Raw genomic sequence first — 25,340 nt, 5'->3', positions numbered from 1 at the left:
CCGCAAACTCACCTCTGCATCAGAATCCGCCCGATTTGATCAACTGGTTCAACGCACCGATGTTCAGGCTGCCCCAACCCGTCGGGTAGTCCCAGCCCTTGGCGGCGCTGTAACCGTAGCCCTGGTAGCCGTTGTTGCCCGAAACCACGTCATAGCGCAGCAGCGACGCGTTGGCCGGAATGGCGCTGTACAGGCGCGCCGCCGGAAAGCCCAGGTTGCCGTTGGCCGCCAGCAGCCGCGCCCAGAAGCCGACGAAGATGGGCGAGGCCAGGCTCGTGCCGCCAATCTGCTGCAGCTGCCCGTAGTTGTAGATGTAGGCACCGGTGCTTTGCGCCGCGTCGAACGACACATCGGGCAATAGCCGCGCATTGCCGCCCTGCCAGCTTGGTGCCGGCAGGATCTGGCTGATGCCGCCGCCCGTGGCCCACAGCTTGCCGTTGCCGTCGAGGCCTTCGTTCCACACGGTCTCGCTGGCGAAGCTCGATCCGCTCGTGTAGAGCGTGGTGCCGCCAATGGCCAGCACGTGCGGCGACGATGCCGGCCACGACACGCTGTAGTTGCCGCCGTCCGGATAGCCGCGGTTGTTGCACTCGTAGACGCCCTCGTCGCCGGAAGACACGGAGAACGTCTGCCCCTGCGCGGCGGCCGTGGTGAAGATGGCCTCTTCGGCATCGAGCGTGCCGTCGGCGCTGGCGTCGCTCTCGCACCAGCCGAGCGACACGTTGATGATCTTGGCCGTGTTGTCGGTCACCGCCTTGTTGAACGCCTTGGTCAGGCCCGTGTTGCCCGGCGCGTTGAGATCGGCCATGTAGAAGGCCAGCTTGCCGACCGCGCCGCCGGCCGCACCCACGATGGACTGGCTGTCGAGGTTCCACTCGCCCTGGCCTTCCTGGTCATCGGTGTAGTTGCCGCTGGTGCCGTTGGTCTTGATCGTGGTGGTGGACACCGCGGCGTAGCCGTTGTTGCTCGTAAACGTCCGCAGGTCACGCAATGTTTGCGATACACCGCCGATGGTGATGACGCCCACGGTGGTGCCCGCCGCCGTCGGCACACCGGTCGCGCCATACAGCGCCGGGAATTCCTTCGGGTAGTGGCCCGTTGCGGTGCCCGCCGCCAGCGTGCGCGCTTCCGCCACATCGCCCACACGCAGCAGCGGACGCGCGCGCGCCACGTTCTGCAGGCCCAGTACCGAGCCGACGATACCGCCCAGCGCGCGCGGCACCTGTGCCTTGCCGCTGTTCGCAAACCCGCTGCGGCCGGCTAGCTGGTAATGCACCAGCGGCGTGTTGAACGCCGCCTTGACCGTGCCCGCTGTACCGCGTGCCGACACCAGCAGCCGGTTGGGTGCCACATCGATATCGATAAAGCCGTTCTGCCGCAGATAGCCCACCACGGCGTCCACCTGCGCCTGCGTGGGCGCGTGGTCGGCGAGGAACTGCTCGCTGGTCAGGTACTTGCGGTAGCGTGGGCTGTGCGGGTCGTTCACCTCGTGCGCGAGCGCCTTCAGCGTGGCCTCGTTGCGCAGTTTGAGGCTGACCAGCACATCGGTGGTCTGGCCGGGGGCGACCTCGTTGGCAGCACCGCGCGCCATGAGTTGCGGGCCGGTCACGAACGCCTTGGTGTGGGTATCGACCCAATCGGTGGCGGCATGCAGCGGCCCGGCCGCGAACACCAGCGGCCATGCATACGCCAGATGGCGGCACAGGGTGGAAAAACGCTGCATGGGGAGAGCAGTACGGAGCATCGGATGTCCTTATGAGGAGTACGACGTTGCAGAACCACGCCGCTTGTGACGACGTGGGCGTCGTTCACCGTAGCCAACGCGCTCGCCTGGCAACAGTGCAAAAACAGTCAGTTGCACTTGGGGCGCGCTGCATCTATCAACCCCTCGCCGGGCGGTTGCGCACGGCTGCGCTTGCCTTTATCGTGATGCGACCCGCCATTCGAACCCGCGCGCAGATGAGCGCCCAGCAAGCCACTTCCTCCGCCACACCTGATGCACCGACCGATCTGCGCGAACGCATTCGCGCGGCGCGCCCGTCGCTCTCTCCGGCCGAACGCCAGGTGGCCGACTGGGTGCTGCGCCAGCCCGGCACGGTGCTGAGCCTGCCGGTGGCCGCCATCGCGCGTGAGGCCGGTGTCAGCCAGCCGACCGTGATCCGCTTCTGCCGCTCGATGGGCTGCCATGGCCTGTCGGATTTCAAGCTGCGGCTCGCGCAAGGCAACGTCGCCCGCGATGCCGCGCCGGCACGCATCGTGTCGCCCTCTGGCACGCACGTGCTGCAGAACGCCATTGATGCGCTCACTACGCTGCAAGATCGATTCGACCCACGCACGCTCGATGCGGCGGTGGCGCTGGTCGACAGCGCGCACCGCATCGACCTGTACGGCTTCGGCAGCTCCGGCGTGGTGGCGCTCGATGCACAGACGAAGTTCTTCCGCTACGGCATTCCCGCGAATGCGTATAGCGATCCGTATCTGGTCTCGATGTCGTTGAACGTGCTGCAGACGGGCGACGTGGTGATCGCCATTTCAAAATCGGGCGCCTTGCCCGAACTGCAGACGGCGGTGGAGCGCGTGCGTGAACTCGGCGTGCGCGTAATTGCCGTGACAGCGCCGGGCAGCCCGCTCGCGGCCCTCGCCGATGTGGTGCTGCCCGCCGGCGTGGACGATGCCGTGGCCGACCGCTCGATGGTCGCGCGCCTGCTGCACCTGGCGCTGCTCGATGCGCTGGTGCTGGAAGTGGCGCTGCGCAAGGGCAGCGCACTGCAGCACGCCGATCAACCTGAGTAACACCAACGCCAACGCGGCGTCAGTGTCCCTGCGCCACCGCGTGGTCCATGGCAGCGCAGAGGCCGATCAGCCCCGGGTACGGTGAATGAATCACGTACACCGGCATCGATGCCACATAGGCCGAAAAGCGGCCCTTGTCTTCAAAACGCCGCCGGAACGGTGAGTTGGCAAACGCCGGCCCCAGACGCGGGACGATGCCGCCGCCGATATACACGCCGCCGCGCGCGCCCAGCGTGACCGCCAGGTTGGCCGCAATGGTGCCGAGAAACGCGCAGAACGTATCGACGGCATAGCGGCAGCGTGCGTGGTCGCCCGCCGCATCTTCCATCTCGCCCAATGCGATGGCGGTGATGTCGGCGGCGCGGCGCAAGGTGGGGCCTTGCTGCCAGAGATCGAAGCACGCGCCGAGCGCCTCGTAGATCAGCTCCAGACCCATGCCGGAGATCAGCCGCTCGGCAGACACGTGGCCGAAGCGCTCACGCGCGAAGCGCCAGATCACAACCTCCTCGTCGTTCATGGGCGGGAAGGCGACATGACCGCCCTCGCCGGCCACGGCGATGTAGCGGCCTTCCGGTGTCGGCAGCAGCGATGCAACGCCCAACCCGGTTCCGGCGCCCAGCAGCGCGCGAGGTGCATCGGCCAGGCTGGCACCGCCGCCGACCTGCTCCAGCTCTTCGGCGGGCAGATACGGCAATGCGTGCGCCAGCGCCGCGAAGTCGTTGAGCACGACAAAGGTGTCGAAGCCCAGCGACTGGCGCATTGCCTCGATCGAGAAGGCCCAGTCGCGATTGGTCATGCGAATCTGATCGCCCAGCACCGGGTTGGCGATGCCGATGGCGGCATGCCGCACGCCAGCCGCCGCGATTTCCGGCGGCAGCGATGCCAGGTAGGCACGCATCGCCGCTTCGAGCGACGGGTAATCGTCGCCGGCCAGCACACCGATGTGGGCCAGGCGCATGGGCGCCATCTCCAGCGCAAAGCGCACGTTGGTGCCGCCCACGTCGGCCACCAGCCGCGGGTAGGCCAAGGTGTCGGCCAGGTCGGCCGCGCTGCCCGCGTTCACGTCATGCAGTCCAATAGACATCGAGCGGCACCTCCCGCTGATGAATGACATAGCTCACCGGCAGCGCGCGCTGCGCTACACCTCGCGCGGCTTCGTCGAACACACCGCGCTTGACCGATCCCGAGATCGACAGGAACAGCCGCCGCGCCGCACACAGCGCAGACAGATTCAGGCTGATCCGCCGATGCGGCGCGGCGCCCGGGCGCACCGGCAGATAGCCCGGCGCACGCGTGCGGTCGATGCCATCGTCCAATTCGGGCGCATCGGGAAACAACGATGCGGTATGCCCGTCGTCGCCCATGCCGAGAATCACTACGTCGGGTTGCTGAAACGGATCGTTGGCGGTCGCCACGCATGCATCCACGTCAACCGATTCACCATGCACATGCGGCGACAACACCAGCGGAAAGAAGCGCGCCGCCGCCGCCGCATCCTGCAGGAGGTGCTCGCGGACGAGTCGCGCATTGCTGTCGGCATGCTCGGGCGGCACGGCACGCTCGTCGACCAGGGTGATCGACACGTCGGCCCAGCGCAGCGGCAACACGCGCAGCGCGGCAAACAGCGCAATGGGCGAACGCCCGCCCGAGACGGCCAGGCACGCACTGCCCTGTTCCTCGATCACATGCGTGAGCGTGTTCGCAATGGACGCTGCCAACGCTTGCACCTGCGCGGCGGCCTCCGGAACTGCGTGCCAGCGCATCGCCATTACATCTCCTCGTGCCACGCGGCGTTGTCGCGCGAGAGCAGCGCGCTCGATGCCGCCGGGCCCCAGCTGCCCGCGGTGTAGCCCTTGGGCGGAATGCGCGCTTCGTTCCACGCCTCGATGATCGGCTCGACCCAGCGCCAGGCTTCGGCCTGCTCATCGCGGCGCACGAAGAGGCCGAGCTTGCCGTTGACGGCATCCATCAGCAGACGCTCATACGCGCCGGCATGGCGCACGCCGCCGTGGTCGGTAAAGTCCAGGTCCAGCGTGGACGGCTGCAGGCCCAGCGCCGCGCCCGGCGTCTTGGTCAGGAATTGCAGGCGGATGCTCTCTTCCGGCTGCAGGCGAATGACCAGACGGTTCTCCGGAAACTGGATCAGCGGTTTAGGGAACAGTGCGTGCGGCACATCATGAAAGCGCACCACGATCTCCGCCAGCCGTTGCGGCATGCGCTTGCCGGTGCGCAGGTAGAACGGCACGCCGGCCCAGCGCCAGTTGGCAATCTCGGCCTTGATGGCGACGAAGGTTTCCGTGCGGCTGTCCGGCGGAATGCCCTGCTCGTGCAGATAGCCCTGCACCGGCTGCCCCGCGATGGCGCCTTCCTGATACTGTCCGCGCACGGTCTTCTCAGGCACCTCTTGCAGCGGGATCGGCTTGAGCGCTTTCAAGATCTTCAGCTTTTCGTCGCGGATGGCGTCTTGCGACAGGCTCGACGGCGGTTCCATGGCGACGATACACAGCAGTTGCAGCAGGTGGTTCTGCACCATGTCGCGCAGCGCGCCGACGCCGTCGTAGAAATCGCCGCGCTTTTCCACGCCAAGCTGCTCGGCAATCGTGATCTGCACGTCCTTGATCCATTCGCGGCGCCACAGCGGTTCGAACAGCGCGTTGCCAAACCGGATCGCCATCAGGTTCTGGACGGACTCTTTCCCGAGGTAGTGGTCGATCCGGTAGATCTGGTCCTCGGCAAAGAACTGCGCCACGGCGGAATTGATGCGCTCGTTCGACGCAAGATCGGTGCCCAGCGGCTTTTCCAACACCAGCCGTACATTCGGCGTATTCAGCCCGACGCGGGCGAGCTGCGCGCAGATGTCGACGAAAATGCCCGGCGCCGTGGCCAGGTAGCAGACCGTGACCGGCGCGCGGTCCTCGCCCAGCGCGGCGGCCAGCGCGTCGAACTGCTCGGGTTTGCGGGCGTCCACCTGCTGATAGACGATGCGCTCGGCAAACGAGGCCCAGGCGTCGTCGGAGACGGGCGCGCCGGAGTACAGGCGCATGGTCGGGCGCGTTTCGCGCTCCAGCAGGGCGAGGTAGCCGGCAGTTTCCAGCGGCTGCGTGCCGATGGCGAAGATCCGCCCGCGCGAGTGCAGTTCGCCGCCCTGATGCGCATCGAACAAGGCCGGAATCAGCTTGCGGCGGGCAAGATCGCCCGTACCGCCGAACAACACCATGTCGAATGCGGGCACCGACATCGTCATCTCCTGTGTGTGAGCCATCGATTAGGCTAGCCTAGCTGACTAGCAAAGCCACGTCTTTTCAGCTCATTTTGTAGTATTACTACATCGCGAGCAAGGCGTTCGTGAAACTGCCCCGGCAAGCGTTTCCGGCAAATCTTTTGCGCCGAAGCATGGCCTCCGGCGGGGCTTCTGGCACGCAATTCGCGTGCTCGCCCGCGTCAATGGCGCGGCATCGGATTCGGTACCTGTGGAAAACCCTGCACCACATCCGACGCATTTGTAGGAAAATTACAGCATTCGGTCCCGCCCGGACCTACCCCCTCCAGGAGAACCCGCATGGCCCTGCACCGCACTCTGGCCGCCGTCACCCAACGCATCATCGACCGCAGCCGCGGCCCGCGCCAGGCCTATCTGGACGTGACCCGCAAGAATGCCGGCCGCAAGGTCGAGCGTACGCTGCTCTCGTGTACGAACCTCGCGCACGGCTTTGCGGCCATGCCGGGCGAAGCGAAGATCCGCCTGAAAGCGCTGGAGCGGCCGAACCTCGGCATTGTCTCCGCCTACAACGACATGCTGTCGGCGCACCAGCCGCTGGAGGCGTTTCCGGCGTGGCTCAAGCAGGCCGCGCTGGACGCCGGCGGCACCGCGCAGTTTGCCGGTGGCGTGCCGGCCATGTGCGATGGCGTGACGCAGGGGCAGGACGGGATGGAGCTGTCGCTGTTCTCGCGCGACACGATTGCCCTGTCGACGGCCGTGGCGCTGTCGCACCAGATGTTCGACGCGGCGCTGTACCTGGGCGTGTGCGACAAGATCGTGCCGGGCTTGGTGATCGGCGCGCTGTCGTTCGGCCACCTGCCGGCCGTGTTCGTGCCGGCCGGCCCGATGACCACTGGCATCAGCAATGATGAAAAGGCGCGCACGCGCCAGCTGTACGCCGAAGGCAAGCTCTCCCGCGCCGACCTGCTGGAAGCCGAATCGAAGTCGTACCACGGCCCGGGCACGTGCACGTTCTACGGCACGGCGAACTCCAACCAGATGCTGATGGAGGTGATGGGCCTGCACCTGCCGGGCACCGCCTTCATCAACCCGAACACGCCGCTGCGCGAAGCGCTCACGCGTGAGTCGGCGCGCCAGGCGCTCAAGCTCGTCTTCAGCGGCGACCAGTACACCCCCATTGCCGACGTGCTGGATGAGCGCGCGTTCGTCAACGGCATCGTCGGCCTGCTGGCCACGGGCGGCTCGACCAACCACACGCTGCACCTGGTGGCGATGGCGCGTGCGGCCGGCATCCTGCTCACGTGGGACGACTTCAACGATCTGTCGGGCGTGATTCCGCTGCTGGCGCGGGTCTACCCGAACGGCAAGGCCGACGTGAACGAATTCCAGGCCGCGGGCGGTCTGTCCATCGTGATTCGCGAACTGCTCGACGCCGGCCTGCTGCACGACGACGTGACGACGATCATGGGCAAGGGCCTGCGCCGTCATGCGCAAGAGCCCTTCCTGGAAGGCGACAAGCTGGTGTGGCGCGATGGCGCCGCCGCCTCGCTCGATACCAACATCGTGCGCGGCGTGGCCGAGCCGTTCTCGCCGGACGGCGGCCTGCGCGTGCTCGACGGCAACATCGGGCGCTCGGTCATCAAGGTGTCGGCGGTCAAGCCGGAACATCGTTTTGTGGAAGCGCCGGCGCGCGTGTTCCTGGCGCAGGACGATCTGATCAACGCGTTCAAAGCCGGCGAACTGGAGCGCGATTTCGTGGCCGTGCTGCCGTATCAGGGCCCGGCCGCCAACGGCATGCCCGAACTGCACAAGCTCACGCCAACGCTGTCGGTGCTGCAGGAGCGCGGTTTCAAGGTCGCGCTGGTGACGGACGGCCGCATGTCGGGCGCATCGGGCAAGGTGCCGGCCGCCATTCACATCACGCCGGAAGCGCTCCACGGTGGGCCGCTGGCGCGTGTGCGCGATGGCGACATCGTCGTGCTGGATGCCGAAGCGGGCACGCTGCAAGTGCGCGTGCCGGAGGCGGAGTGGAATGCCCGCCAGGTCAGCGTGCCCGATCTGTCGCATTACCACGCCGGCGTTGGGCGAGACCTGTTCTCGGGTTTCCGCCGCAATGTGTCCGCAGCGGAAGAAGGCGCCTGCACGTTGTTCGTATCGGCCGGCGCATAGGCTGAAGACGATCCAACCGGCCCAGGCCCGAGGCCTCGGCCGGTTGTGTTTACAGCATCGACTTGTCGATCGAGATACCCAGCTCACCCGCCATCTGTTCGACAAGCGCCTGAAGCCTGGCCACCTTGTCGGCCAACTGCTTCTGCTCGGCCTTCAGCGCTTCAAACTCAGACGGCGCGATGGACTCGTCAACCCCGGCGCCCTGCCGGATGTCGGCCTGCGCAACTTCACCGCACAGCAGGTGCATCCAACGGCTTTCACGCTCCCCCGGCATACGCTGCAGCTTCACGACATAGGGCGGATCGTTCTCTGCCAGTTCGTCCAGAAACGCTTCAACGGATGAAATGTCGGCAAAGGCGTGGAACCGCGCCGCGTTCAGTCGCAACTCGGCTGCGGTCTGCGGGCCGCGCAGCAACAGCACCGTGAGCAACGCGACGGATTGACTTGGCACGCCCAGCACGCGGTTCATGTTGTGCTCGAAGCGCGGCACGCGGCTGCTGCTGCCCTCCATGACCAGGCTCAGGGACTTCAGCCCGTCAATGGCCGTGAGGATCTCGGCTTCGGTAACGGACATGACCGGCGCTCTTGCGGTTTTCTGATTGCAGCCGGCCGCCAGCGCGTTGAGCGTCAGCGGATAAGTGTCGGGCACCGTGTGCTGCTTTTCGACCAGAACGCCGAGCACGCGTCCTTCAAGGGCGGTCAGAGTACGGATGGCGCGACGCTGCACAGCGTCGGGATTGATATTCATGATGGGACGGCGACGGATACGCTGGGTTGGGGCAAATCGAATCCCGACATCATATCCGGCACCCGCAGGCAGGAGGCCCTGCCTGCGCAATGACAACCGAGGCTCAGCCCTTGGCCGGACCGCGTACCAGCAACACCGGCGTGGTCGCCTGGCGGATGAACTTCTCGGCCACGCTGCCCAGCATCGCATGCGCCAGGCCACGGCGGCCGTGCGTGCCGATCACGACCACATCGGCGCCGCTTCGCACCGCTTCGGCCTGCAGGGCACCCGCCACATCCTCACCCACGTGCTGGGTTTCCACCAGCACCGTTTCCTGCTGCAAACCCGCGGAGGTGAGCGTTGCGGCGGTGTCGGCCAGCAACGCGGTGCCGGCTTCGATAAACGACTTGCGTAGCTCGGTCGGGTCGTAATAGCCGACGTCGAAGAGCATGGCGGGGCTGTCGACGATATAGACGGCGCGGATGGTGCTCTGGAATGCCTTGGCAAGGCGCACGGCCTCGGCCAGGGCCAGCTTGCTGGTTTCGCTGCCATCAATGGCGACCAGGATCTTCTTGTACATGGTTCAAGCCTCGCAGGAGAGTGGTTGTCGGAATACTGTGCTGACTGTGCTGGGGAAGCGCTTGGGCCACCCACACGCTATTCTGTGACATCGACCGCCCTTTTGCGTTGCGCCAAATCAGATGGCCGCGACCATGCGACGCAACAATGCACCGTCATCCGCCCGCCCCCACGCCCGAGTTGATTGCCGCTTATCGCAGCGCGCGGTATCGCATCAGCGCACCGGAGGGCGATGTGCTGTTGCGCGTCGATGCCATCAACCCGTGCGTGGCGGCATTGCTCGCGCAAGCCAATGTACCGTGGGCCGTCTTCGTGACGGCGCATCAGCCGTTTTCGCACGCGGTGTCTGCCGATGAAAACGCCGCGCGGCAGGCCGAGCTGCTTGCCTGGGCCATCGCACGCGGCATGGCCTGGCTCTCGGGCGAAGGCGGCCCGCCGGAAGATGCCCCGGCGAACGCGTGGTCCTCCGAACCGAGCCTGCTTCTGTTCATCGAAGACCCTTCGGTTGCCGATACCTTGATGCTCACGTTCGAGCAAAACGCCGTAGTGCTGTGCGATGCGCATGGATTTTGTACCTTGCGTTGGCACCCGTATCTGCCAGACTGATTCTGCACAGGGCACTTGGCGCACAGCGCTTTGCAGCACCGTAAGTGGCGCTTCCGATCCTAAGTGCTTGCGTGGATACATCAGCAGGAGGTTCGTATGGAACTGCACATGCAATCGCATCATTGGGAGCGCCGCATGCCCGACTGGCTCGCCGCCAGCGTGGCCGGCCTCGTGGGCGGCGCACTGGTCATCGTGCTCGAATTCTTCTGGTCGACCATGGTGCTCAATGAAAGCCCCTGGCGCCCGACCCACAAGATCGCCGCCATGGTCATGGGCCGGGGCGCACTGGAAGAGATGTCGTTGTTCAGCTACAGCATCGTGGCGACGGCGCTCGTGCTGCACTTCGTACTGGGCGCCATCATGGGGATGATCCTTGGCGCCATCATCGCGCCGTTTCACTTCGATTCGAGCCCCGGCATGCTCGCGGCCGTCGGCGTGGCCTTCGGGATCGTCGCGTACGTGGTGAACTTCTATGGCATGACGGCGGTGTTTCCGTGGTTTGTTTCGGAGCGCGGCTCAGGGCCACTGCTCGCGAACCTGCTGTTCGGGGTGGTAACGGCCATCACCTACGGCATGCTGGAGCGGCGCGTGCGCGAACCGATGCGCTGACACAACCTTTTTCCTGCGGCGCCGCAAGCTGAGCGGCGCCATCAGGAGGCGGCCGCCTCTGGCAACACATGCCGGAGGCGGCCGTTTTGCATTGCGGCGCAGCATGCAGACGGCGCGTCGGCGCGATCCGTACGCGGGGTGTGCCTCGTCCTTACGTTGCCTTGCACGATCCGAGTGCGCGACCTAGCCTGTCTTTAGCGTGTTGAGGGAGTCCCTCGCCGGAGGTGCCCATGGCCCTTGCGATTGCGCTCGTGCTGATCGTCGTGCTGGCGGTGGGGTTTCACTTTGCCAGCCCGTGGTGGATCACCCCGATCGCCTCCAACTGGGTGCGCATGGACGACACGCTGACGATCACCATCGTCATCACCGGCGTGCTGTTTGTCGCCATCAACCTCTTCGTCGTCGCGGCGCTCCTGCGCTATCGCCATCGCGATGGCCAACCCAACCAACGCGCCGCCTACGAGCCGCACAACACGCGACTGGAATGGTGGCTGATCGGCGTCACCAGCGTGGGTGTGGCCGCGCTGCTCGCGCCCGGCCTGTTCGTCTATGCCGATTACGTACGCCCACCACCGAACGCCCTGCAGATGGAAGTACTCGGCCAGCAGTGGCAATGGCGCTTCCGCTTTGCCGGCCCCGGCGGCAAGCTCGGCACGACCGACGTGCGCTACATGAGCAACGACAACCCGTTCGGCATGAACCCGGCTGACCCGAACGGCCGCGACAACTACCTGATCGAAACGCCCGAGCTGCACCTGCCGATCAACCGCCCGATCCAGGTGCTGGCACGCTCGCGCGATGTGCTGCACGACTTCTATGTGCCGCCGTTTCGCGCGCGCATGAACATGGTGCCGGGCATGATCACTACGTTCTGGTTCACCCCCACCAAGGCGGGGCGCTACGACATCCTGTGCGCGCAGCTCTGCGGCATCGGGCACGCCAACATGCGCGGCGTGGTGGTCGTGGAAGACGAGGCGTCGTTCGCACGCTGGCTCGCCCAGCAGACCACCTTCGAGCAGCACCAGAAGGCCAAGGTGCAGGCGGCCCCCGCCGCTGCCGGCGGAAGCGCCCAGGCATTGGCAGAGCAGGGCCAGACGCTCGCCCAGGCCAAGGGCTGCGTTGCCTGCCACAGCGTCGACGGCAGCCCGCGCGTGGGCCCCACGTGGAAAGGGCTCTACGGCAAGACCGAAACCATGGCCGACGGCAGCACCGCGCACGTCGACGAGGCGTACCTGCGTGCGTTCATCCGCGACCCGAAGGCTCGCGTGGTGAAAGGCTTCGCGCCGATCATGCCGTCGTTCGACCTGAGCGAGCAGGAACTCGCAGCGCTCGTTGCGTACATCAAGGCGCAAGGTGGCGATGCCGCATCGACCACGGCAAAACCGTAGCGAGGAGACGCCATGTCCTACGGCAACAATGACCACGGCGACCACAGCCACGCACCGCAGAGCTTCTGGACGCGCTACGTCTGGAGCCAGGACCACAAGGTCATCGCGGTGCAGTATTCGCTCACGGCCATCGCCATCGGGCTGGTGGGGCTCGTGCTGTCGAACCTGATGCGGCTGCAGCTGGGCTTTCCGGGCAGGTTCGCCTTCATCGACGCCAACCACTACTACCAGTTCGTCACCATGCACGGAATGATCATGGTGATCTACCTGCTCACGGCGCTGTTCCTGGGCGGCTTCGGCAACTACCTGATCCCGCTGATGCTGGGCGCGCGCGACATGGTGTTTCCGTTCCTGAACATGCTCAGCTACTGGGTCTACCTGCTGGCCGTGCTGGTGCTGGTGGCGAGCTTCTTCGTACCGGGCGGGCCCACCGGCGCAGGCTGGACGCTGTATCCACCGCAGGCGATCCTGCCCGGAACACCCGGCACCGAATGGGGCATCGTGCTGATGCTGGTGTCGCTCGCCATCTTTATCGTGGCGGCCACCATGGGCGGGCTCAACTACGTGACCACCACGCTGCAGGCGCGCACGCGGGGCATGACGCTCATGCGCATGCCGCTCACGGTGTGGGGCATCTTTACCGCGACGGTGCTGGCGCTGCTGGCGTTTCCGGCGCTGTTCGTGTCGGCCATCATGATGCTGCTCGACAAGACGCTGGGCACGAGCTTCTTCATGCCGGCGGTGGTGTCGATGGGACAAACACTCCAGCATGCCGGCGGCAGCCCGCTGCTGTTCCAGCACCTGTTCTGGTTTTTCGGCCACCCCGAGGTCTACATCGTCGCGCTGCCCGCCTTCGGCATCGTGTCCGACCTCATCAGCACGCACGCGCGCAAGAACATCTTCGGCTACCGCATGATGGTGTGGGCCATCCTCATCATCGGTGTGCTGTCGTTCGTCGTGTGGGCGCACCACATGTTCGTGTCGGGCATGAACCCGTACTTCGGGTTCTTCTTTGCCACCACCACGCTGATCATCGCCATCCCGACCGCGCTGAAGGTCTACAACTGGGTGCTCACGCTCTGGCGCGGCGACATCCACCTGACCGTACCGATGCTGTTTGCCATCGGCTTCATCAGCACGTTCGTCATCGGCGGCCTGACGGGGCTCTTCCTCGGCAACGTCAGCGTGGACATTCCGCTGTCCAACACGTACTTCGTGGTCGCGCACTTCCACATGGTGATGGGCGTGTCGCCGATCCTGGTGGTGTTCGGCGGCCTCTATCACTGGTACCCGAAAGTGACGGGCCGCATGCTGAACGACACGCTCGGCCGCGCGCATTTCTGGATCACCTTCGTCGGCACGTACCTCATCTACTTTCCGATGCACTACCTGGGTGTGCTCGGCATGCCGCGCCGGTACTACGCGTATGAGGGTTACAGCTTCATCCCGCCGTCCGCGCAGACGCTGAACACGTTCATCACCGTCATCGCCATCATCGTGGGCTTGGCGCAGCTGCTGTTCCTCTTCAACCTGGCGTGGAGCCTCGTGCGCGGCAGGAAGGCCGAGGCCAACCCGTGGCGGGCCACCACGCTCGAATGGCAGACGCCGCAGACACCGCCCGGGCACGGCAACTGGGGGCCGACGCTGCCGGTGGTCTATCGGTGGGCATACGAGTACAGCCCGCCCGGCCGTGCGGATGACTTCGTGCCGCAGAACGAACCGCCCACCGGCACCCCCGACATGGGAGCGGAGGTGGAGGCGCAGCCGGGAATCCCCCTCCACGCCAGCGGGGTGCGCACATGACGACCCTGCCCCGCCACTTCGCGCCCGACACATCGCCTGCATTGCCGCCGCACGCTGGGCGCATTGGCCTGCGCGTCTTCATGGCCGTGGTGACGACGCTGTTCTTGCTGCTGATCCTCGCCTATGCCATGCGCATGCGCGAGCCCGACTGGATGCCGGTTCCCCACCCGGCGCTGCTGTGGTGGAACACCGGCGTGCTGGCGCTGGCGAGCGTCGCCATGGAAGGGACAAGGCGCACCGACGCGCGCCGCACGCCCTGGCTGCTGGCCGGTGGCGCCCTTGCCGCGCTGTTCGTGTTCGGCCAATGGGCGGCGTGGCAGCAACTGTCGGCCACCGGGCAAGGCGTGGCGGTCAACCCGTCCAACAGCTTTCTGTATGTGTTCACGGGCCTGCATGCGGCGCATGTCGTCGGTGGCCTGGTCGTCTGGGCGGTGACGGTCGCGCGCCTGCACAGGAACGCCGATCGCACCCGGCTGGCCGTTTCCCTCTGCGCGACGTACTGGCACTTCCTGCTGGCCGTGTGGCTCGTGCTGCTGGCCGCGATGTGGTGGATCACGCCCGCATTCGTCAGCGCCATCTGCGGGCCGCTGTATGGAGCCACGCCATGAGCCACTCCACGCTTCCAACGGACCCGGCAGTCTCGGCAGACGCCGCCAAAGGCTGGCCCGGCATCGTCAACGACTGGTCGGCCGACCGCGAAACCTTCAAGGTGCCGTGGGGCAAGGCCATGATGTGGATCTTCCTGCTGTCGGACACCTTTGTCTTCAGCAGCTTCCTGGTCGGCTACATGACGGTGCGCATGTCGACGACCGTACCGTGGCCCGACCCGTCCAAGGTGTTCGGGCTGTCGGTGGGCGGCGTGGAAGTGCCGCTCCTGCTGATCGCCATCATGACGTTCGTGCTCATCAGCAGCAGCGGCACGATGGCCATGGCGGTGAACTTCGGCTACCGGCGCGAGGCAAAGCGGGCAGCGCTGCTCATGCTGGCAACGGCCATCCTGGGCGCGGCGTTCGTGTCGATGCAGGCGTTCGAGTGGACCAAGCTGATCGTGCACGAAGGCATCCGGCCGTGGGGCAACCCGCTGGGCGCGGCGCAGTTTGGCGCGTGCTTTTTCATGATCACCGGCTTCCACGGCTTTCACGTGACGTGCGGCGTGATCTACCTGTTGCTAGTGGCGCGCAAGATCCTGCAGCCGGGTTTTGCCGAGCACGGCAACTTCCAGATCGTGGAGATCGCGGGCCTCTACTGGCACTTCGTCGATCTCGTCTGGGTGTTCATCTTTGCGTTGTTCTACCTGTGGTGAGGCCTGTCATGGACCACACGGAACCCTCTGCCCACGGGCAACAACACCCCATCGACATCTACCTGAAGATCTGGGGCCTGTTGTTCGTGCTGAGCACGATGTCGTACCTGGTCGATTATTTTCACGTGCAGGGGCTGATGCGCTGGACGCTGATCATCGTGTTCATGATCGCCAAGGCCGGGCTGATCGTCTCCGTGTTCATGCACATGATGTGGGAGCGGCTGGCCCTGGTGTACGCGATCCTGCTGCCGCCGCTGGCCTTGCTCGTGCTGATGGTGCTGATGGCGGCGGAAGCGCATCACACCTTTGGCATGCGCATGCTGTTCTTCCATTGAGCCCCGGGCTGGGCGGGGCCAAGCACGGCCCGGCGAGGCCCGCATCCGGCCCCCGGAGGGCGGAGCGTGGACCTCAAACCGTCGCGCTCCGCAGTCTGAGGTCCAAAATTTCGACCTCCGACTGTGGCGTTCCACCCTCAGACAGTGGAACGCCAGCCTCAACCGGTCGAGCGTGACCTTCCGAGGGCGGAGCGTCAGCCTCGGACAGTGGCGTTCGAGTGTTCGAGACTGAAACGCCAGCGTCCGAGCGCGGCAATCGTGTGTTTGACATTGGGGCACGACCCCGTGACGGTGGCGTTGGAGCCTCAAAGCGTCACGCTCGACGCTCGCACGGTGGAGCGCCAGTGTTTGCGCCTGGAGCGCCACCATCCGAGGGTGGAATGCGAGTGTTCGGTCGTGGAGCGCGATGCTCCAACACTCGCGGGCGAACGGGCAGCCTTGTCCTGGGCCGCCTCGTTGCCAAGGCGAGGAGATTTAGCCGAGGTGGATGGCGTCCAGCGCCTGCGTGAAGTCCGCCACCAGATCGGCTTCATCCTCGATGCCGACCGACACGCGCACGAGCGAATCGGCAATGCCCATCGACGCGCGGCGCTCGGCGCCCATTTCCCAGTAGATGGTCGGCGCCACCGGAATCACCAGCGTGCGCGTGTCGCCCAGGTGCGTGGCGCGCACCGCGTAGCGCAGGTGGTCGAGCATGTCGACGTAATCAGCGCCGTCTACCAGCTCAAAGCTCAGCAGGCCGCCGTAGTGACGGAACAGCTCGGTGGCGCGGGCGTGCTGGGGGTGCTCCGGCAGACCGGGGTAGTAGACACGTGCCACCTTCGGGTGCGCCGCCAGCGTGCGGGCCAGCGCCAGCGCGTTGCTGCAGGTGCGGTCGACACGCAGGGCCATTGTTTCGGCGCCCACGGCAATGCGGTGCGCGGCATCGGCAATCAACGTGGCGCCCTGGTCACGCAGGCCCTTCTTGCGAATCTGCTGGATGCCCTGCATTTCCGGCTTGGCCTTGCGATAGGCCGGATAGATGTTCGGATAGGCCGCCCAGTCGAACAGGCCCGTATCCACCACCGCGCCGCCCAGCGCGTTGCCGTGCCCGCCGATGTACTTGGAGAGCGAATGCACCACGAGGCTCGCCTGCGCGTCGCGCGCGCGGAACAGCCAGGGGGACGTCATCGTGCTGTCGACCACGTAAATCAGGCCGCGTGCCTTGCAGATGTCGCCAATGCCCTTCAGATCGGCCACTTGCGTGCGCGGGTTGGCAATGGTTTCCACGAAGACGAGGCGCGTATTCGGCTGCACTGCGTCGGCCACCGCCCGGGCCGACGTGGCATCGACGAACGTCACGTCCACGCCCAGGTTGCGCAGCGTTTCGAACACGCTGTTGGTGTTGCCGAACAGGAAGGCGCTGGAGACCACGTGGTCGCCGGCGCGCAGCATGGTGGAAAACACCGCCATGATGGCCGCCATGCCGGTGGCGAAACACGCCGTCGCCACACCGGATTCCATCATCGTGATCTTGGCTTCCAGTGCGGCCGTGGTCGGGTTGCCCTGGCGCGCGTAGGTGTAGCCGGGCTTGCCCTGGAACACATCGATCAGCTCGCGCGTATCGGCATAGCCGTACGTGGTGGATGTATGCAGCGGCTTGTGGATGGCGTAGTGCTCGACGCCGGCTTCGCGGTCGGCGTGCAGGAGGGCGGTGGTCAGTCCGGTCATGGCGGGGCAGCAGAAAGGCAGGAAAAGCTAGGAGGCGCTGGAAACAGCAGGAAAGTCACGCATTATCGCGCGATTCCGGGGCCACCTGTGTCCCGGAAGCCGGGCGGGCGTGGAACGTGGCTTGCGTCGCACCTCGCGTTGCAAGACCGACCGGATTTCACGCCTAGTGACGAGCCCATCTCCTGGATCCTCCCCTCCTCCCCATCCTGCTGAGGCATCGAGCCTGCAGCAGCGGATCGTGGGCGCGTTGTGGCGCGCCATCTGGCGCTACCGCAAGCGCGTGCTGGTGGCCGTGGGGCTGCTGGTGCTGGCCAAGCTGTGCGCGGTGGGCGTGCCGATCGTGCTCAAGTGGATTGTCGACGGCTTTGGCGATGCCACGCGGGCGCGCGTGTTTCCGGCCTTCCTGCTGCTGGCCTATGCAGTATTGCGCTTTGGCGGCACGCTGTTCGGCGAGCTGCGCGACATGGTGTTCTCGCGCGTGTCGCAGCCCACGGTGGCGGGCTTCATGGCGCAGGCGTTCGAGCACCTGCACCAGCTCGGGCCGCGCTTTCATGCAAGCCGGCAGACCGGCGGGCTGATCCGCGATGTGGAGCGCGGCACCACCGGCATCGAGTTCCTGCTGGGTGTCGCGCTGTTCACGATCCTGCCGACCATGGTGGAGATCGGCTCCGTGCTCATCATCATGATGAGCCGCTACAGCGGGTGGTATCTCGTCACCATCCTGGCCACGTTTGCGGCTTATTGCACCGCCACCGTGCTGCTCACGCGACGCCGCGTGCGCCTGCAACGGCAGATGAACGAGTTCGACTCGATGGCCGGCAGCAGGCTGCTCGACAGCATGCTCAATCACGAAGCCGTGAAGGTGTATACCAGCGAGCGCTTCGAGGCCCACCGCTACCGCGACATCCTGCGCCAGCGCATCGAGACGGCGGTCGCCAACCAGCGCGCGTTGTCATTGCTGCATGTGTCGCAAAGCGGCGTGATTGCCGCCGGTGTAGCGACCGTCATGCTGCTGGCCGGGCAGGACGTGACGCGCGGTGTGCTCTCGGTGGGCGATCTCGTGCTGATCAACGCGTACATCATCCAGGTGTGCCTGCCGCTCAACGCGCTGGGCTTCATGTTCCGCGAGGCGAAAGACGCCGCCATCAACGCAGAACGCCTGTTCCAACTGCTTGAACAGCGGGCCGACGTGGTGGACCTGCCCAACGGCGCACCGCTGCGCGTGACGCAGGGCGAGGTGCAGTTCGACCACGTGGATTTCGGCTACGAGAACACACGGCCCATCCTGCACGACCTGTCGCTGCACATTCCGGCCGGGCACACGGTGGCGGTGGTGGGCGGCAGCGGCTCGGGCAAGTCGACGCTGGCGCGGCTGCTGCTGCGCTTCTACGACCCGTGGGCGGGGCGCGTGTCCATCGATGGGCAAGACCTCCGCGTGGTCACGCAAGACAGCGTGCGGCGCGCGATCGGCATCGTCCCGCAAGACACCATCCTCTTCAACGACACCATCGCCTACAACATCGCCTACGGGCGCGAAGGCGCGACGATGGCGGAGGTGATCGAGGCGGCGCGCGCGGCCTATGTGCACGACTTCATCGCCGCGCTGCCCGAGGGTTACCAGACCATGGTGGGCGAGCGCGGGCTCAAGCTGTCGGGCGGTGAAAAACAGCGCATTGCCATTGCGCGGGCGCTGCTGAAGAACCCGTCGATCCTGATCTTCGACGAGGCGACGTCGGCGCTCGACACCCGCTCAGAACGCGCCATCCAGCGCGAGCTGGATCGCCTGTCGGCACACCGCACGACGCTGGTGATTGCGCACCGGCTCTCCACGGTGGTGGACGCGCACGAAATCGTCGTGCTGGAAAAAGGCCGCATTGTCGAGCGCGGCCGCCATACCGACCTGCTGGCCGCCAACGGCGTCTACGCCCAGCTCTGGACCCTGCAACGCCAGCAGTCCGACCTGGAGCAGGCCCAGCACCGGCTGGCACAGCAGCCGATCAACCTCGTGGCACTGGTGGTGAGCGTGCTCGACGGCCTGCGCGAAGCCATCGATGCACGCCGCATCACCGTGTATTCCGTCATCCGCTCGGAAACGCCGAGCATCACGGGCGACCCGAGCCGCCTGCAAGGCATCGTGGGCGATGTGCTGAGCCACGCCGTGCTGGCCAGCCACCCGGGCAGCCGCATCGAGATCGTGCTGGAGCGCGTGGAAGGCATGGCGCAGTTGCGCGTGACCGACACGATTGCCATACCGGCGGTGGCGGCGGCCGCCATTCCCACCGCGTCGCACACGCCCGCAGAGATGGAGCCCGACGCCGCCCTGTCGGCCTTTGGGCCCACGACCACCCCGCCTGCACCCGCGCCGTTCGACGTGCTGGACCCGGTGGACCCGCTCGCGCCGTTGCGGCAGGAGCCGCGCGCGTTCGACACCGCGCTGGCGGCAACCGCGCAGGACACGGCCGCCACGCCTGCAGCCACGCTTGACCCGTTGTGGATCCGCTCGGTGGTGGAACAGCACGGTGGGCGCTTTGCCGTCGTGCCGCTGCCCCACGGCGACGGCACCACCTATGTGATGGACTTCCCGATCCGCGCGGTGGCGCCGCTTCCGGTCGCGCCGGGCGAGGCCGTGCCCACCGCCGCGCCGCAGGCGCCGCGGGCCGAGCGCACCGCGCTACCGCCGCCGGATGCGCTGTCTGGCGTGCACGTGCTCATCGTCGACGACCAGGAAGACGCCCGCGAAATCCTGCAGCTGCTATTGGAAGACTACGGCGCCACCGTCACTGCGTATGGCGCTGCCAAGCCCGCCCTCGCGGCCTTGCGCGCGGCGCCAAGCAACTCGTGGCCCGATGTGCTGGTCTCCGACATCGCGCTCGGCGACGACGAAGACGGCTACGCGCTGCTGCGCAACGTGCGCCTGCTGGAGAGCGAGCGCGACATGCCGCTCGATGCCCGGCTGCCCGCCGTCGCGCTCTCCGGCTACGATCGCCCGGAAGACCGCACGCGCGCCCTGCTGGCCGGCTTCCAGCTGCATCTGGCCAAGCCCACCGAACACGGCGAACTCGTCACCGCCATCCTCAGCGTCATCCGCGCGCGACGTGCGCCCGCGCGTGAATCGCACGCCTCCGTTTCCCTCCAATCAGCCCAGGAGTCTCCATAAACATGCTGGCCGATTTCGATCCTTCCGCCTCCGCACAGGAAACGCTGCAACCACAGCAACCACAGGCACCGCAGAAGAAAACGCAACAGACTACTTCGCACTTTGCCGGCGCAGACGCCGCCCGCCGTGCCGTGGAGATGGCACTGCCACTCATCACGCAGGCGATGACGCGTCCACAGGAAGTGGGCGACAGCGGCTTCCTCCACATCGTGGTGATGGACCCCGCACGCTCGCCGGCGGAGTGCGCCTTTGATGAAGCCGTGCTCTACGAATATTCGGTGGGCGACCGTGCGCAATGGGATGCGGACTACGCCGCTTACGCGCGCGCCAAGGCGCGGCTGGCTTGGCAGCACGGCATGAGCACACACGCGCTGCAGAGCTTGCGCCCGCACGTGCTGCGCGCGGGCGACACCAACCTGTGGGGCAGCGCCGTGCTCGATGGCATCGTGGTGGGCGTGAGCGGCGCGCTGCCGTTCTATGACGAAGGCTTTGCACATGTGGTGGCGGCGTGCCTGCGCGCGATCGCCAAGCAAGCTGCAGCCGCCACGGAGGGCACGCTGCGGCTCGCCTGACGCCGTCTCTTCAATCGCTTCATCCCGCGCGGCGCGACAGGCGTGATGCCATCGTCGCGCCGTTTCTCCTTGTACCCCACGTAAGAATTGCGCGGTCCCTCAACGGCGGCGCGTCCAGCTGCACAGCGCCATGGCGACTCCACCGCGCCACCGCCTCACGCGTCCGCCTGACATCCGCATCCCGCAAACGCTTGTCCGGACAAGCGAGAAGCGCTTCCACGGCATCGGCTTCTCACACGCTGCTGGAATGTCCCGCCGTACAAGGTTGCGCGCCATGGCACGCCGACTGCTGAGGCTCTTCGCACGTGGCTTCCAAACACCTCACCACACAGGCCGCGACGATACGAGGAGAAACGACATGCGGATCGCCATGGTCAGTGAACACGCATCGCCACTCGCCGACTTGGGCGGTGTCGACTGCGGCGGACAAAACGTCTACGTGCGCCACGTTGCGCGCCAGCTTGCACGGCTGGGCCATCGTGTCGATGTCTTCACGCGCCGCGAGCGTCCGTGGGATCCGGAGGTGGTGCCATTCGACGACGGATGCCGTGTCGTCCACGTGCCGGCAGGGCCGGCGGCCGTGCTGCCCAAGGAAGCGCTGCTGCCGCACATGCACGCCTTTGGTCGCCAGCTACTGAACCATTGCGCGCGCGCCCTGGCCAGCGGCGACGGCTACGACGTCATCCATGCCAACTTCTTCATGTCGGGCTTGGCATCGCTTGCGGCGTCCACGCGGTTGCATCTGCCGCTGGTCATGACCTTCCACGCGCTCGGTCGCGTGCGCCGGCTGCATCAGGGCAGCGCCGACGGCTTTCCTGACGCGCGCTTCGCGATTGAAGAGATGCTGGTGCAGCGTGCCGACCGCGTCATCGCCGAATGCCCGCAGGACCAGGCCGACCTGGAAACGCTCTACCGCGCCCGCGCCGAGCAGATCGACGTGGTGCCTTGCGGCTTCGATGCCGCGGAATTTGCGCCCATCGACCGCGCTGAAGCACGACGCCGCCTGGGCGTGCCGGCTGATGCGTTTGTCGTGCTGCAACTGGGCCGCATGGTGGCGCGCAAGGGCGTGGACAACGTCATCGAGGCCATCGGCAAGCTGCCGCCCGACGCGCGCAAGCGCGTGCGCCTTTACGTGGTGGGCGGCAACACCGTCGTGCCGGATGTGGCCGCCACGCCGGAACTCGGCCGCCTGCAGGGCATTGCCGAACGCGCCGGTGTGAGCGCACAGACCACCTTTGTCGGCAAGCGCGGTCGCGCCGATCTGCGCACCTGGTACAGCGCCTGTGACGTGTTCGTCAGCACACCGTGGTACGAGCCGTTCGGCATCACGCCGGTGGAGGCCATGGCGTGCGGGCGCGCAGTAATTGGCGCAGACGTGGGCGGCATCCGATCAACCGTGCGGCACGAGCGCACCGGTTTCCTCGTCCCGCCAAAGGACCCGCAGGCCCTGGCCGCGCGCCTGCTGCAACTGATTCAACAGCCCGAGCTGTGCCGCGAACTCGGCCAGGCCGGGCTCGTGCGCGCCCGCATGCTCTACACGTGGCTGGGCGTCGCAGGGCAACTCGAGCGCGCCTACCTCAAGGCCATCGACACGCACGCACGCGCCATGGGCCGCATGACCGATGCCGCGCCCGCCACCAACGCTGCGGCGCTGGCGGGGCTTGCGGCCTGACCTGTTTTTTCCACTCCCGCGTTTTCACGCCGCCATGACCCAGACCGATTTGAACTCCAATCCCAACACCACACCGACGCTGCGCGACCAGGTCATCATCGTGACCGGCGCGGGACGCGGGCTGGGCGCCGCCATCAGCCGCGTGCTGTCCGCCGAAGGGGCGACGGTGGTCGCCACCGACTACGATGCCGGCACCGCTGACCGCACCGCCGCCGAGTTGATCGCCGAGGGCAGCCAGTCGCACGCCATTGCGCTGGACGTGGGCGATGAAGCCGCCGTGCGCAGCGCGCTCGATGAAGTGGTCGACCGCTTTGGCCGCGTGGACGCCGTCATCAACAACGCGGCCATCGATATCACGCTGCCCATTGACGAATTGAACGTCGAAGACTGGGACCGCGTGGTGCGCACGAACCTGCGCGGCCCGTTCCTCCTGGCCAAGCACGCGAGCGTGCTGATGCGCAAACGCGCGAGCGGCGCCATCGTCAACATCGCCTCGACTGCGTCGCGCCGCGCGTGGCCGAATGCGTCGGTCTACCACGCCACCAAGTGGGGCCTGCTGGGCTTGTCGCATGCGCTGCATGCCGAGCTGCGCCCGCACGGCATCAAGGTCTCTGCCGTGATTGCCGGCGGCATGCGCACGCCGTTCCTGCTGGACCGCTTTCCCGACATCGACGTGAACAACCTGCAGGACCCCGCCAACGTGGCCGCCGCCGTGCGCTTCGTGCTATTGCAGCCCCCGGAGACCGTCATCCCGGAAGTGATGGTGCTGCCGATGCGGGAGACGTCATGGCCCTGATGCACGGGCCGATGCGGCCGCAGCCGAGCCCGGCCATCTTTCTCGACAAGGACGGCACGTTGCTGGAAGACGTGCCCTACAACGTCGACCCGGCGCGCATTGCGTTGGCCCCGGGCGCTGGTGACGGTTTGCGGCTGCTGGGCGCCACAGGCTTGCCGCTCATCGTGGTGAGCAATCAGCCGGGCGTTGCGCTGGGCTACTTTCCTGAGCATGCGCTCGAAGGTGTCGCGCAGCGGCTCGGCGAGTTGTTTGCACTGCACGGGGCCACGCTGGGCGGCTTCTACTTCTGCCCGCATGCGCCCGCCGCTGACGGCAGCATCCAGTGCGCGTGCCGCAAGCCCGGCGATGGGATGTTGCGCCAGGCCGCCGCCGCCCACGGCATCACCCTGGAAGGCTCGTGGATGATCGGCGACATCCTCAACGATGTGGAAGCGGGCCGCCGCGCGGGCTGCCAGACCATCCTCATCGCCAACGGCAACGAGACCCGGTGGCAGCCGGGGCCCCTGCGCGTGCCGGACTACATCGTCGGCCGCTTTGACGAGGCTGCCGCCATCGTGATTGCGCAGCAGGCGCGGCACCTTTCGCACGTTTCGCGCGGTTCGCACACGGCGCCCACATCGCCCACATCGTCCGCGCACCACCTGAGGGCAGTCGCATGATCGCGGCTGGCATTCCCGAGCGCCGCGCGGTGTGGGCCAACGCGAGCCGCATCCTGTGCGTGCGGCCGGACAACCTGGGCGACGTGGTGATGACCACGCCGGCCTTTCATGCGCTCAAGGCCGACGAACACGCGCGCGGCGCGAGCCGTCATCTCACGTTGCTGACCTCGCGATCGGGCGCCACGGCAGCCCCGCACCTGTCCGACATCGACGACGTGATCGTCTGCGATGTGCCGTGGGCCAAGCACGCCAACGCGGCAGACGCCGAGCAGACCCGCGCGCTGGTCGACACCTTGCGCGACGGCGCATTCGACGCGGCCGTCATCTTTACCGTGCACACGCAAAACCCGTTGCCGGCCGCCATGTTGTGCTTTCTGGCGGGCATTCCGCTGCGCCTCGCGCACTGCCGCGAGAACCCGTACGCGCTGCTGACCGACTGGATTGCCGACCCCGATGCGCGCATTGCCGCCACCGCGCCCGGCGACGTGCGCCACGAGGTGCGCCGCCAGTTGGACCTCGTGCAGCACGTGACGGACGTGGCCGCACATCTGCCGCATCGGCTGCGCTTCAACGTACGCGCGGCGGATCGCGATGCCGTGCGCGCCAAGTTGGCCGAGCGCGGCATCACCACGGATGCACCGTGGATCGTGCTGCATCCGGGGGCGACTGCGGCGTCGCGGCGCTATCCGCCCGAACGCTTCGCGCACATCGCGTGCACGCTGGCAAACCGCTATGGGTGTCCGGTGCTGGTGACCGGTGCGCCGGCTGAAGCGGAACTCGTGCAGCAGGTGTGCCTGCCCGGCCTGATCGCGGGGCAGCGCGTGCTGAACCTCGCGGGGGCGCTCACGCTCGGCGAACTGGCTGCGCTGATTGAAGGTGCAGCGCTGCTGGTGTCCAACAACAGCGGCCCCGTGCATCTGGCGGCGGCCACGCAAACACCGGTGGTCGATCTCTACGCGCTGACCAATCCCCAGCACACGCCGTGGGCCGTGCCGCACGCGGTGCTGTCGCATCAGGTGCCGTGCCGCTATTGCTACCGCAGCGTGTGCCCGCTCGGCCATCAGGCGTGTCTGACCGGCGTGACGGAAGAAGACGTCATCGCGGCGGCGCACCCGCTATGGCAGTCGTCGCGCGTGGCGCGGGCGTTGTGGCCCGCACCCGCTGCCGCTCCCTCTGCGCTAGCGGCGTCGAACGCGCCGACGCCGGTCGCTTGAGTTTGCCCATGACCCTGACCTGTACTGA

At 66.7% G+C, this 25,340-nt stretch carries 22 protein-coding genes; 15 read left to right on the top strand and 7 right to left on the bottom strand.

Annotated features, from left to right (window positions below):
• Nucleotides 1–19: 19 nt before the first annotated feature.
• Complete coding sequence (locus N511_RS0113260) at nucleotides 20–1,744, bottom strand: S53 family serine peptidase (protein WP_027679750.1); 1,725 nt, start codon at nucleotides 1,742–1,744, stop codon at nucleotides 20–22.
• A gap of 215 nt (nucleotides 1,745–1,959) precedes the next feature.
• On the opposite strand from N511_RS0113260, the gene N511_RS0113255 reads away from it, so the two are divergent.
• Nucleotides 1,960–2,793 carry a MurR/RpiR family transcriptional regulator gene (locus tag N511_RS0113255; RefSeq protein ID WP_027679749.1) on the top strand — a complete coding sequence of 278 codons (834 nt, stop codon included), beginning with the start codon at nucleotides 1,960–1,962 and terminating at the stop codon, nucleotides 2,791–2,793.
• Between the two features lie 19 nt (nucleotides 2,794–2,812).
• Here N511_RS0113255 and N511_RS0113250 read toward each other — a convergent pair whose 3' ends face one another.
• From N511_RS0113250 to zwf, 3 genes are read right to left on the bottom strand one after another with little or no spacing between them, the layout of a single operon-like run.
• Complete coding sequence (locus tag N511_RS0113250) at nucleotides 2,813–3,877, bottom strand: glucokinase (protein ID WP_027679748.1); 1,065 nt, start codon at nucleotides 3,875–3,877, stop codon at nucleotides 2,813–2,815.
• Complete coding sequence (gene pgl, locus N511_RS0113245; RefSeq protein WP_027679747.1) at nucleotides 3,858–4,562, bottom strand: 6-phosphogluconolactonase; 705 nt, start codon at nucleotides 4,560–4,562, stop codon at nucleotides 3,858–3,860. Before pgl ends, N511_RS0113250 begins: the two co-directional genes overlap by 20 nt.
• Nucleotides 4,562–6,031, bottom strand: coding sequence for a glucose-6-phosphate dehydrogenase (gene zwf / locus N511_RS0113240; RefSeq protein ID WP_027679746.1), 1,470 nt, complete (start codon nucleotides 6,029–6,031; stop codon nucleotides 4,562–4,564). Before zwf ends, pgl begins: the two co-directional genes overlap by 1 nt.
• A gap of 321 nt (nucleotides 6,032–6,352) precedes the next feature.
• On the opposite strand from zwf, the gene edd reads away from it, so the two are divergent.
• Nucleotides 6,353–8,182: a phosphogluconate dehydratase gene (gene edd, locus N511_RS0113235; protein ID WP_027679745.1), complete on the top strand. Its 1,830-nt coding sequence runs from the start codon at nucleotides 6,353–6,355 to the stop codon at nucleotides 8,180–8,182.
• A gap of 49 nt (nucleotides 8,183–8,231) precedes the next feature.
• Here the strand turns inward: edd and N511_RS0113230 are convergent, their stop codons facing one another.
• Both N511_RS0113230 and N511_RS0113225 read right to left on the bottom strand, forming a co-directional pair.
• Nucleotides 8,232–8,930 (bottom strand): YceH family protein, encoded by a 699-nt coding sequence (locus N511_RS0113230; RefSeq protein WP_027679744.1) that lies wholly within the window; start codon nucleotides 8,928–8,930, stop codon nucleotides 8,232–8,234.
• A 103-nt stretch (nucleotides 8,931–9,033) separates the two neighbouring features.
• The gene (locus N511_RS0113225) at nucleotides 9,034–9,489 is read right to left on the bottom strand and encodes a universal stress protein (protein ID WP_027679743.1); all 456 of its coding nucleotides are present in this window, start codon (nucleotides 9,487–9,489) and stop codon (nucleotides 9,034–9,036) included.
• Nucleotides 9,490–9,635: 146 nt separating this feature from the next.
• Here N511_RS0113225 and N511_RS0113220 point away from each other — a divergent pair, with 146 nt between their 5' ends.
• The 7 genes from N511_RS0113220 (at nucleotide 9,636) to N511_RS0113190 (ending at nucleotide 15,532) form a co-directional block, all read left to right on the top strand.
• Nucleotides 9,636–10,094: a DUF3293 domain-containing protein gene (locus N511_RS0113220; protein ID WP_027679742.1), complete on the top strand. Its 459-nt coding sequence runs from the start codon at nucleotides 9,636–9,638 to the stop codon at nucleotides 10,092–10,094.
• A 96-nt stretch (nucleotides 10,095–10,190) separates the two neighbouring features.
• Entirely contained in the window at nucleotides 10,191–10,703 is a 513-nt protein-coding gene (locus N511_RS0113215; RefSeq protein WP_027679741.1) for a hypothetical protein, read from the top strand.
• A 230-nt stretch (nucleotides 10,704–10,933) separates the two neighbouring features.
• Nucleotides 10,934–12,091, top strand: a complete 1,158-nt coding sequence (locus tag N511_RS0113210; RefSeq protein WP_027679740.1) for a cytochrome c oxidase subunit II — start codon at nucleotides 10,934–10,936, stop codon at nucleotides 12,089–12,091.
• A 12-nt stretch (nucleotides 12,092–12,103) separates the two neighbouring features.
• The gene (ctaD, locus tag N511_RS0113205) at nucleotides 12,104–13,894 is read left to right on the top strand and encodes a cytochrome c oxidase subunit I (protein ID WP_027679739.1); all 1,791 of its coding nucleotides are present in this window, start codon (nucleotides 12,104–12,106) and stop codon (nucleotides 13,892–13,894) included.
• Nucleotides 13,891–14,502: a cytochrome c oxidase subunit 3 gene (locus N511_RS0113200; RefSeq protein ID WP_027679738.1), complete on the top strand. Its 612-nt coding sequence runs from the start codon at nucleotides 13,891–13,893 to the stop codon at nucleotides 14,500–14,502. The genes ctaD and N511_RS0113200 overlap by 4 nt, the downstream gene beginning before the upstream one ends.
• Nucleotides 14,499–15,197 (top strand): heme-copper oxidase subunit III family protein, encoded by a 699-nt coding sequence (locus N511_RS0113195; protein WP_027679737.1) that lies wholly within the window; start codon nucleotides 14,499–14,501, stop codon nucleotides 15,195–15,197. The genes N511_RS0113200 and N511_RS0113195 overlap by 4 nt, the downstream gene beginning before the upstream one ends.
• A gap of 8 nt (nucleotides 15,198–15,205) precedes the next feature.
• Nucleotides 15,206–15,532, top strand: a complete 327-nt coding sequence (locus N511_RS0113190) for a cytochrome C oxidase subunit IV family protein (RefSeq protein WP_027679736.1) — start codon at nucleotides 15,206–15,208, stop codon at nucleotides 15,530–15,532.
• A 474-nt stretch (nucleotides 15,533–16,006) separates the two neighbouring features.
• Here N511_RS0113190 and N511_RS0113185 read toward each other — a convergent pair whose 3' ends face one another.
• A complete protein-coding gene (locus N511_RS0113185) occupies nucleotides 16,007–17,242 on the bottom strand; it encodes a cystathionine gamma-synthase family protein (protein ID WP_027679735.1) in 1,236 nt (411 codons plus the stop codon).
• 238 nt (nucleotides 17,243–17,480) lie between these two features.
• Here N511_RS0113185 and N511_RS0113180 point away from each other — a divergent pair, with 238 nt between their 5' ends.
• The 6 genes from N511_RS0113180 (at nucleotide 17,481) to waaF (ending at nucleotide 25,312) form a co-directional block, all read left to right on the top strand.
• On the top strand, nucleotides 17,481–20,399 hold the full coding sequence (locus N511_RS0113180) for an ABC transporter transmembrane domain-containing protein (RefSeq protein ID WP_051530922.1): 2,919 nt from the start codon (nucleotides 17,481–17,483) through the stop codon (nucleotides 20,397–20,399).
• 2 nt (nucleotides 20,400–20,401) lie between these two features.
• Nucleotides 20,402–20,971 (top strand): hypothetical protein, encoded by a 570-nt coding sequence (locus tag N511_RS0113175; protein ID WP_027679733.1) that lies wholly within the window; start codon nucleotides 20,402–20,404, stop codon nucleotides 20,969–20,971.
• A 358-nt stretch (nucleotides 20,972–21,329) separates the two neighbouring features.
• Nucleotides 21,330–22,643, top strand: a complete 1,314-nt coding sequence (locus N511_RS0113170) for a glycosyltransferase family 4 protein (RefSeq protein ID WP_027679732.1) — start codon at nucleotides 21,330–21,332, stop codon at nucleotides 22,641–22,643.
• A 34-nt stretch (nucleotides 22,644–22,677) separates the two neighbouring features.
• Nucleotides 22,678–23,439, top strand: coding sequence for an SDR family oxidoreductase (locus N511_RS0113165; protein ID WP_051530953.1), 762 nt, complete (start codon nucleotides 22,678–22,680; stop codon nucleotides 23,437–23,439).
• Nucleotides 23,430–24,098, top strand: a complete 669-nt coding sequence (locus tag N511_RS24205; protein ID WP_081785369.1) for a D-glycero-alpha-D-manno-heptose-1,7-bisphosphate 7-phosphatase — start codon at nucleotides 23,430–23,432, stop codon at nucleotides 24,096–24,098. Before N511_RS0113165 ends, N511_RS24205 begins: the two co-directional genes overlap by 10 nt.
• Nucleotides 24,095–25,312 (top strand): lipopolysaccharide heptosyltransferase II, encoded by a 1,218-nt coding sequence (waaF, locus tag N511_RS0113155; RefSeq protein WP_027679730.1) that lies wholly within the window; start codon nucleotides 24,095–24,097, stop codon nucleotides 25,310–25,312. The genes N511_RS24205 and waaF overlap by 4 nt, the downstream gene beginning before the upstream one ends.
• Nucleotides 25,313–25,340: the final 28 nt, after the last annotated feature.

The organism is Ralstonia sp. UNC404CL21Col (assembly GCF_000620465.1).
In the GTDB taxonomy this organism is placed as follows: Bacteria; Pseudomonadota; Gammaproteobacteria; order Burkholderiales; family Burkholderiaceae; genus Ralstonia; species Ralstonia flatus.
The sequence above is the reverse complement of the archived record's forward strand: the minus strand, read 5'-3'. Positions and strand labels throughout refer to the sequence as shown.

Coding starts and splice junctions, on each gene's coding strand:
- N511_RS0113260 (WP_027679750.1), bottom strand. CDS start 1,744: ATGCTCCGTACTGCTCTCCCCATGCAGCGTTTTTCCACCCTGTGCCGC.
- N511_RS0113255 (WP_027679749.1), top strand. CDS start 1,960: ATGAGCGCCCAGCAAGCCACTTCCTCCGCCACACCTGATGCACCGACC.
- N511_RS0113250 (WP_027679748.1), bottom strand. CDS start 3,877: ATGTCTATTGGACTGCATGACGTGAACGCGGGCAGCGCGGCCGACCTG.
- pgl (WP_027679747.1), bottom strand. CDS start 4,562: ATGGCGATGCGCTGGCACGCAGTTCCGGAGGCCGCCGCGCAGGTGCAA.
- zwf (WP_027679746.1), bottom strand. CDS start 6,031: ATGTCGGTGCCCGCATTCGACATGGTGTTGTTCGGCGGTACGGGCGAT.
- edd (WP_027679745.1), top strand. CDS start 6,353: ATGGCCCTGCACCGCACTCTGGCCGCCGTCACCCAACGCATCATCGAC.
- N511_RS0113230 (WP_027679744.1), bottom strand. CDS start 8,930: ATGAATATCAATCCCGACGCTGTGCAGCGTCGCGCCATCCGTACTCTG.
- N511_RS0113225 (WP_027679743.1), bottom strand. CDS start 9,489: ATGTACAAGAAGATCCTGGTCGCCATTGATGGCAGCGAAACCAGCAAG.
- N511_RS0113220 (WP_027679742.1), top strand. CDS start 9,636: ATGCACCGTCATCCGCCCGCCCCCACGCCCGAGTTGATTGCCGCTTAT.
- N511_RS0113215 (WP_027679741.1), top strand. CDS start 10,191: ATGGAACTGCACATGCAATCGCATCATTGGGAGCGCCGCATGCCCGAC.
- N511_RS0113210 (WP_027679740.1), top strand. CDS start 10,934: ATGGCCCTTGCGATTGCGCTCGTGCTGATCGTCGTGCTGGCGGTGGGG.
- ctaD (WP_027679739.1), top strand. CDS start 12,104: ATGTCCTACGGCAACAATGACCACGGCGACCACAGCCACGCACCGCAG.
- N511_RS0113200 (WP_027679738.1), top strand. CDS start 13,891: ATGACGACCCTGCCCCGCCACTTCGCGCCCGACACATCGCCTGCATTG.
- N511_RS0113195 (WP_027679737.1), top strand. CDS start 14,499: ATGAGCCACTCCACGCTTCCAACGGACCCGGCAGTCTCGGCAGACGCC.
- N511_RS0113190 (WP_027679736.1), top strand. CDS start 15,206: ATGGACCACACGGAACCCTCTGCCCACGGGCAACAACACCCCATCGAC.
- N511_RS0113185 (WP_027679735.1), bottom strand. CDS start 17,242: ATGACCGGACTGACCACCGCCCTCCTGCACGCCGACCGCGAAGCCGGC.
- N511_RS0113175 (WP_027679733.1), top strand. CDS start 20,402: ATGCTGGCCGATTTCGATCCTTCCGCCTCCGCACAGGAAACGCTGCAA.
- N511_RS0113170 (WP_027679732.1), top strand. CDS start 21,330: ATGCGGATCGCCATGGTCAGTGAACACGCATCGCCACTCGCCGACTTG.
- N511_RS0113165 (WP_051530953.1), top strand. CDS start 22,678: ATGACCCAGACCGATTTGAACTCCAATCCCAACACCACACCGACGCTG.
- N511_RS24205 (WP_081785369.1), top strand. CDS start 23,430: ATGGCCCTGATGCACGGGCCGATGCGGCCGCAGCCGAGCCCGGCCATC.
- waaF (WP_027679730.1), top strand. CDS start 24,095: ATGATCGCGGCTGGCATTCCCGAGCGCCGCGCGGTGTGGGCCAACGCG.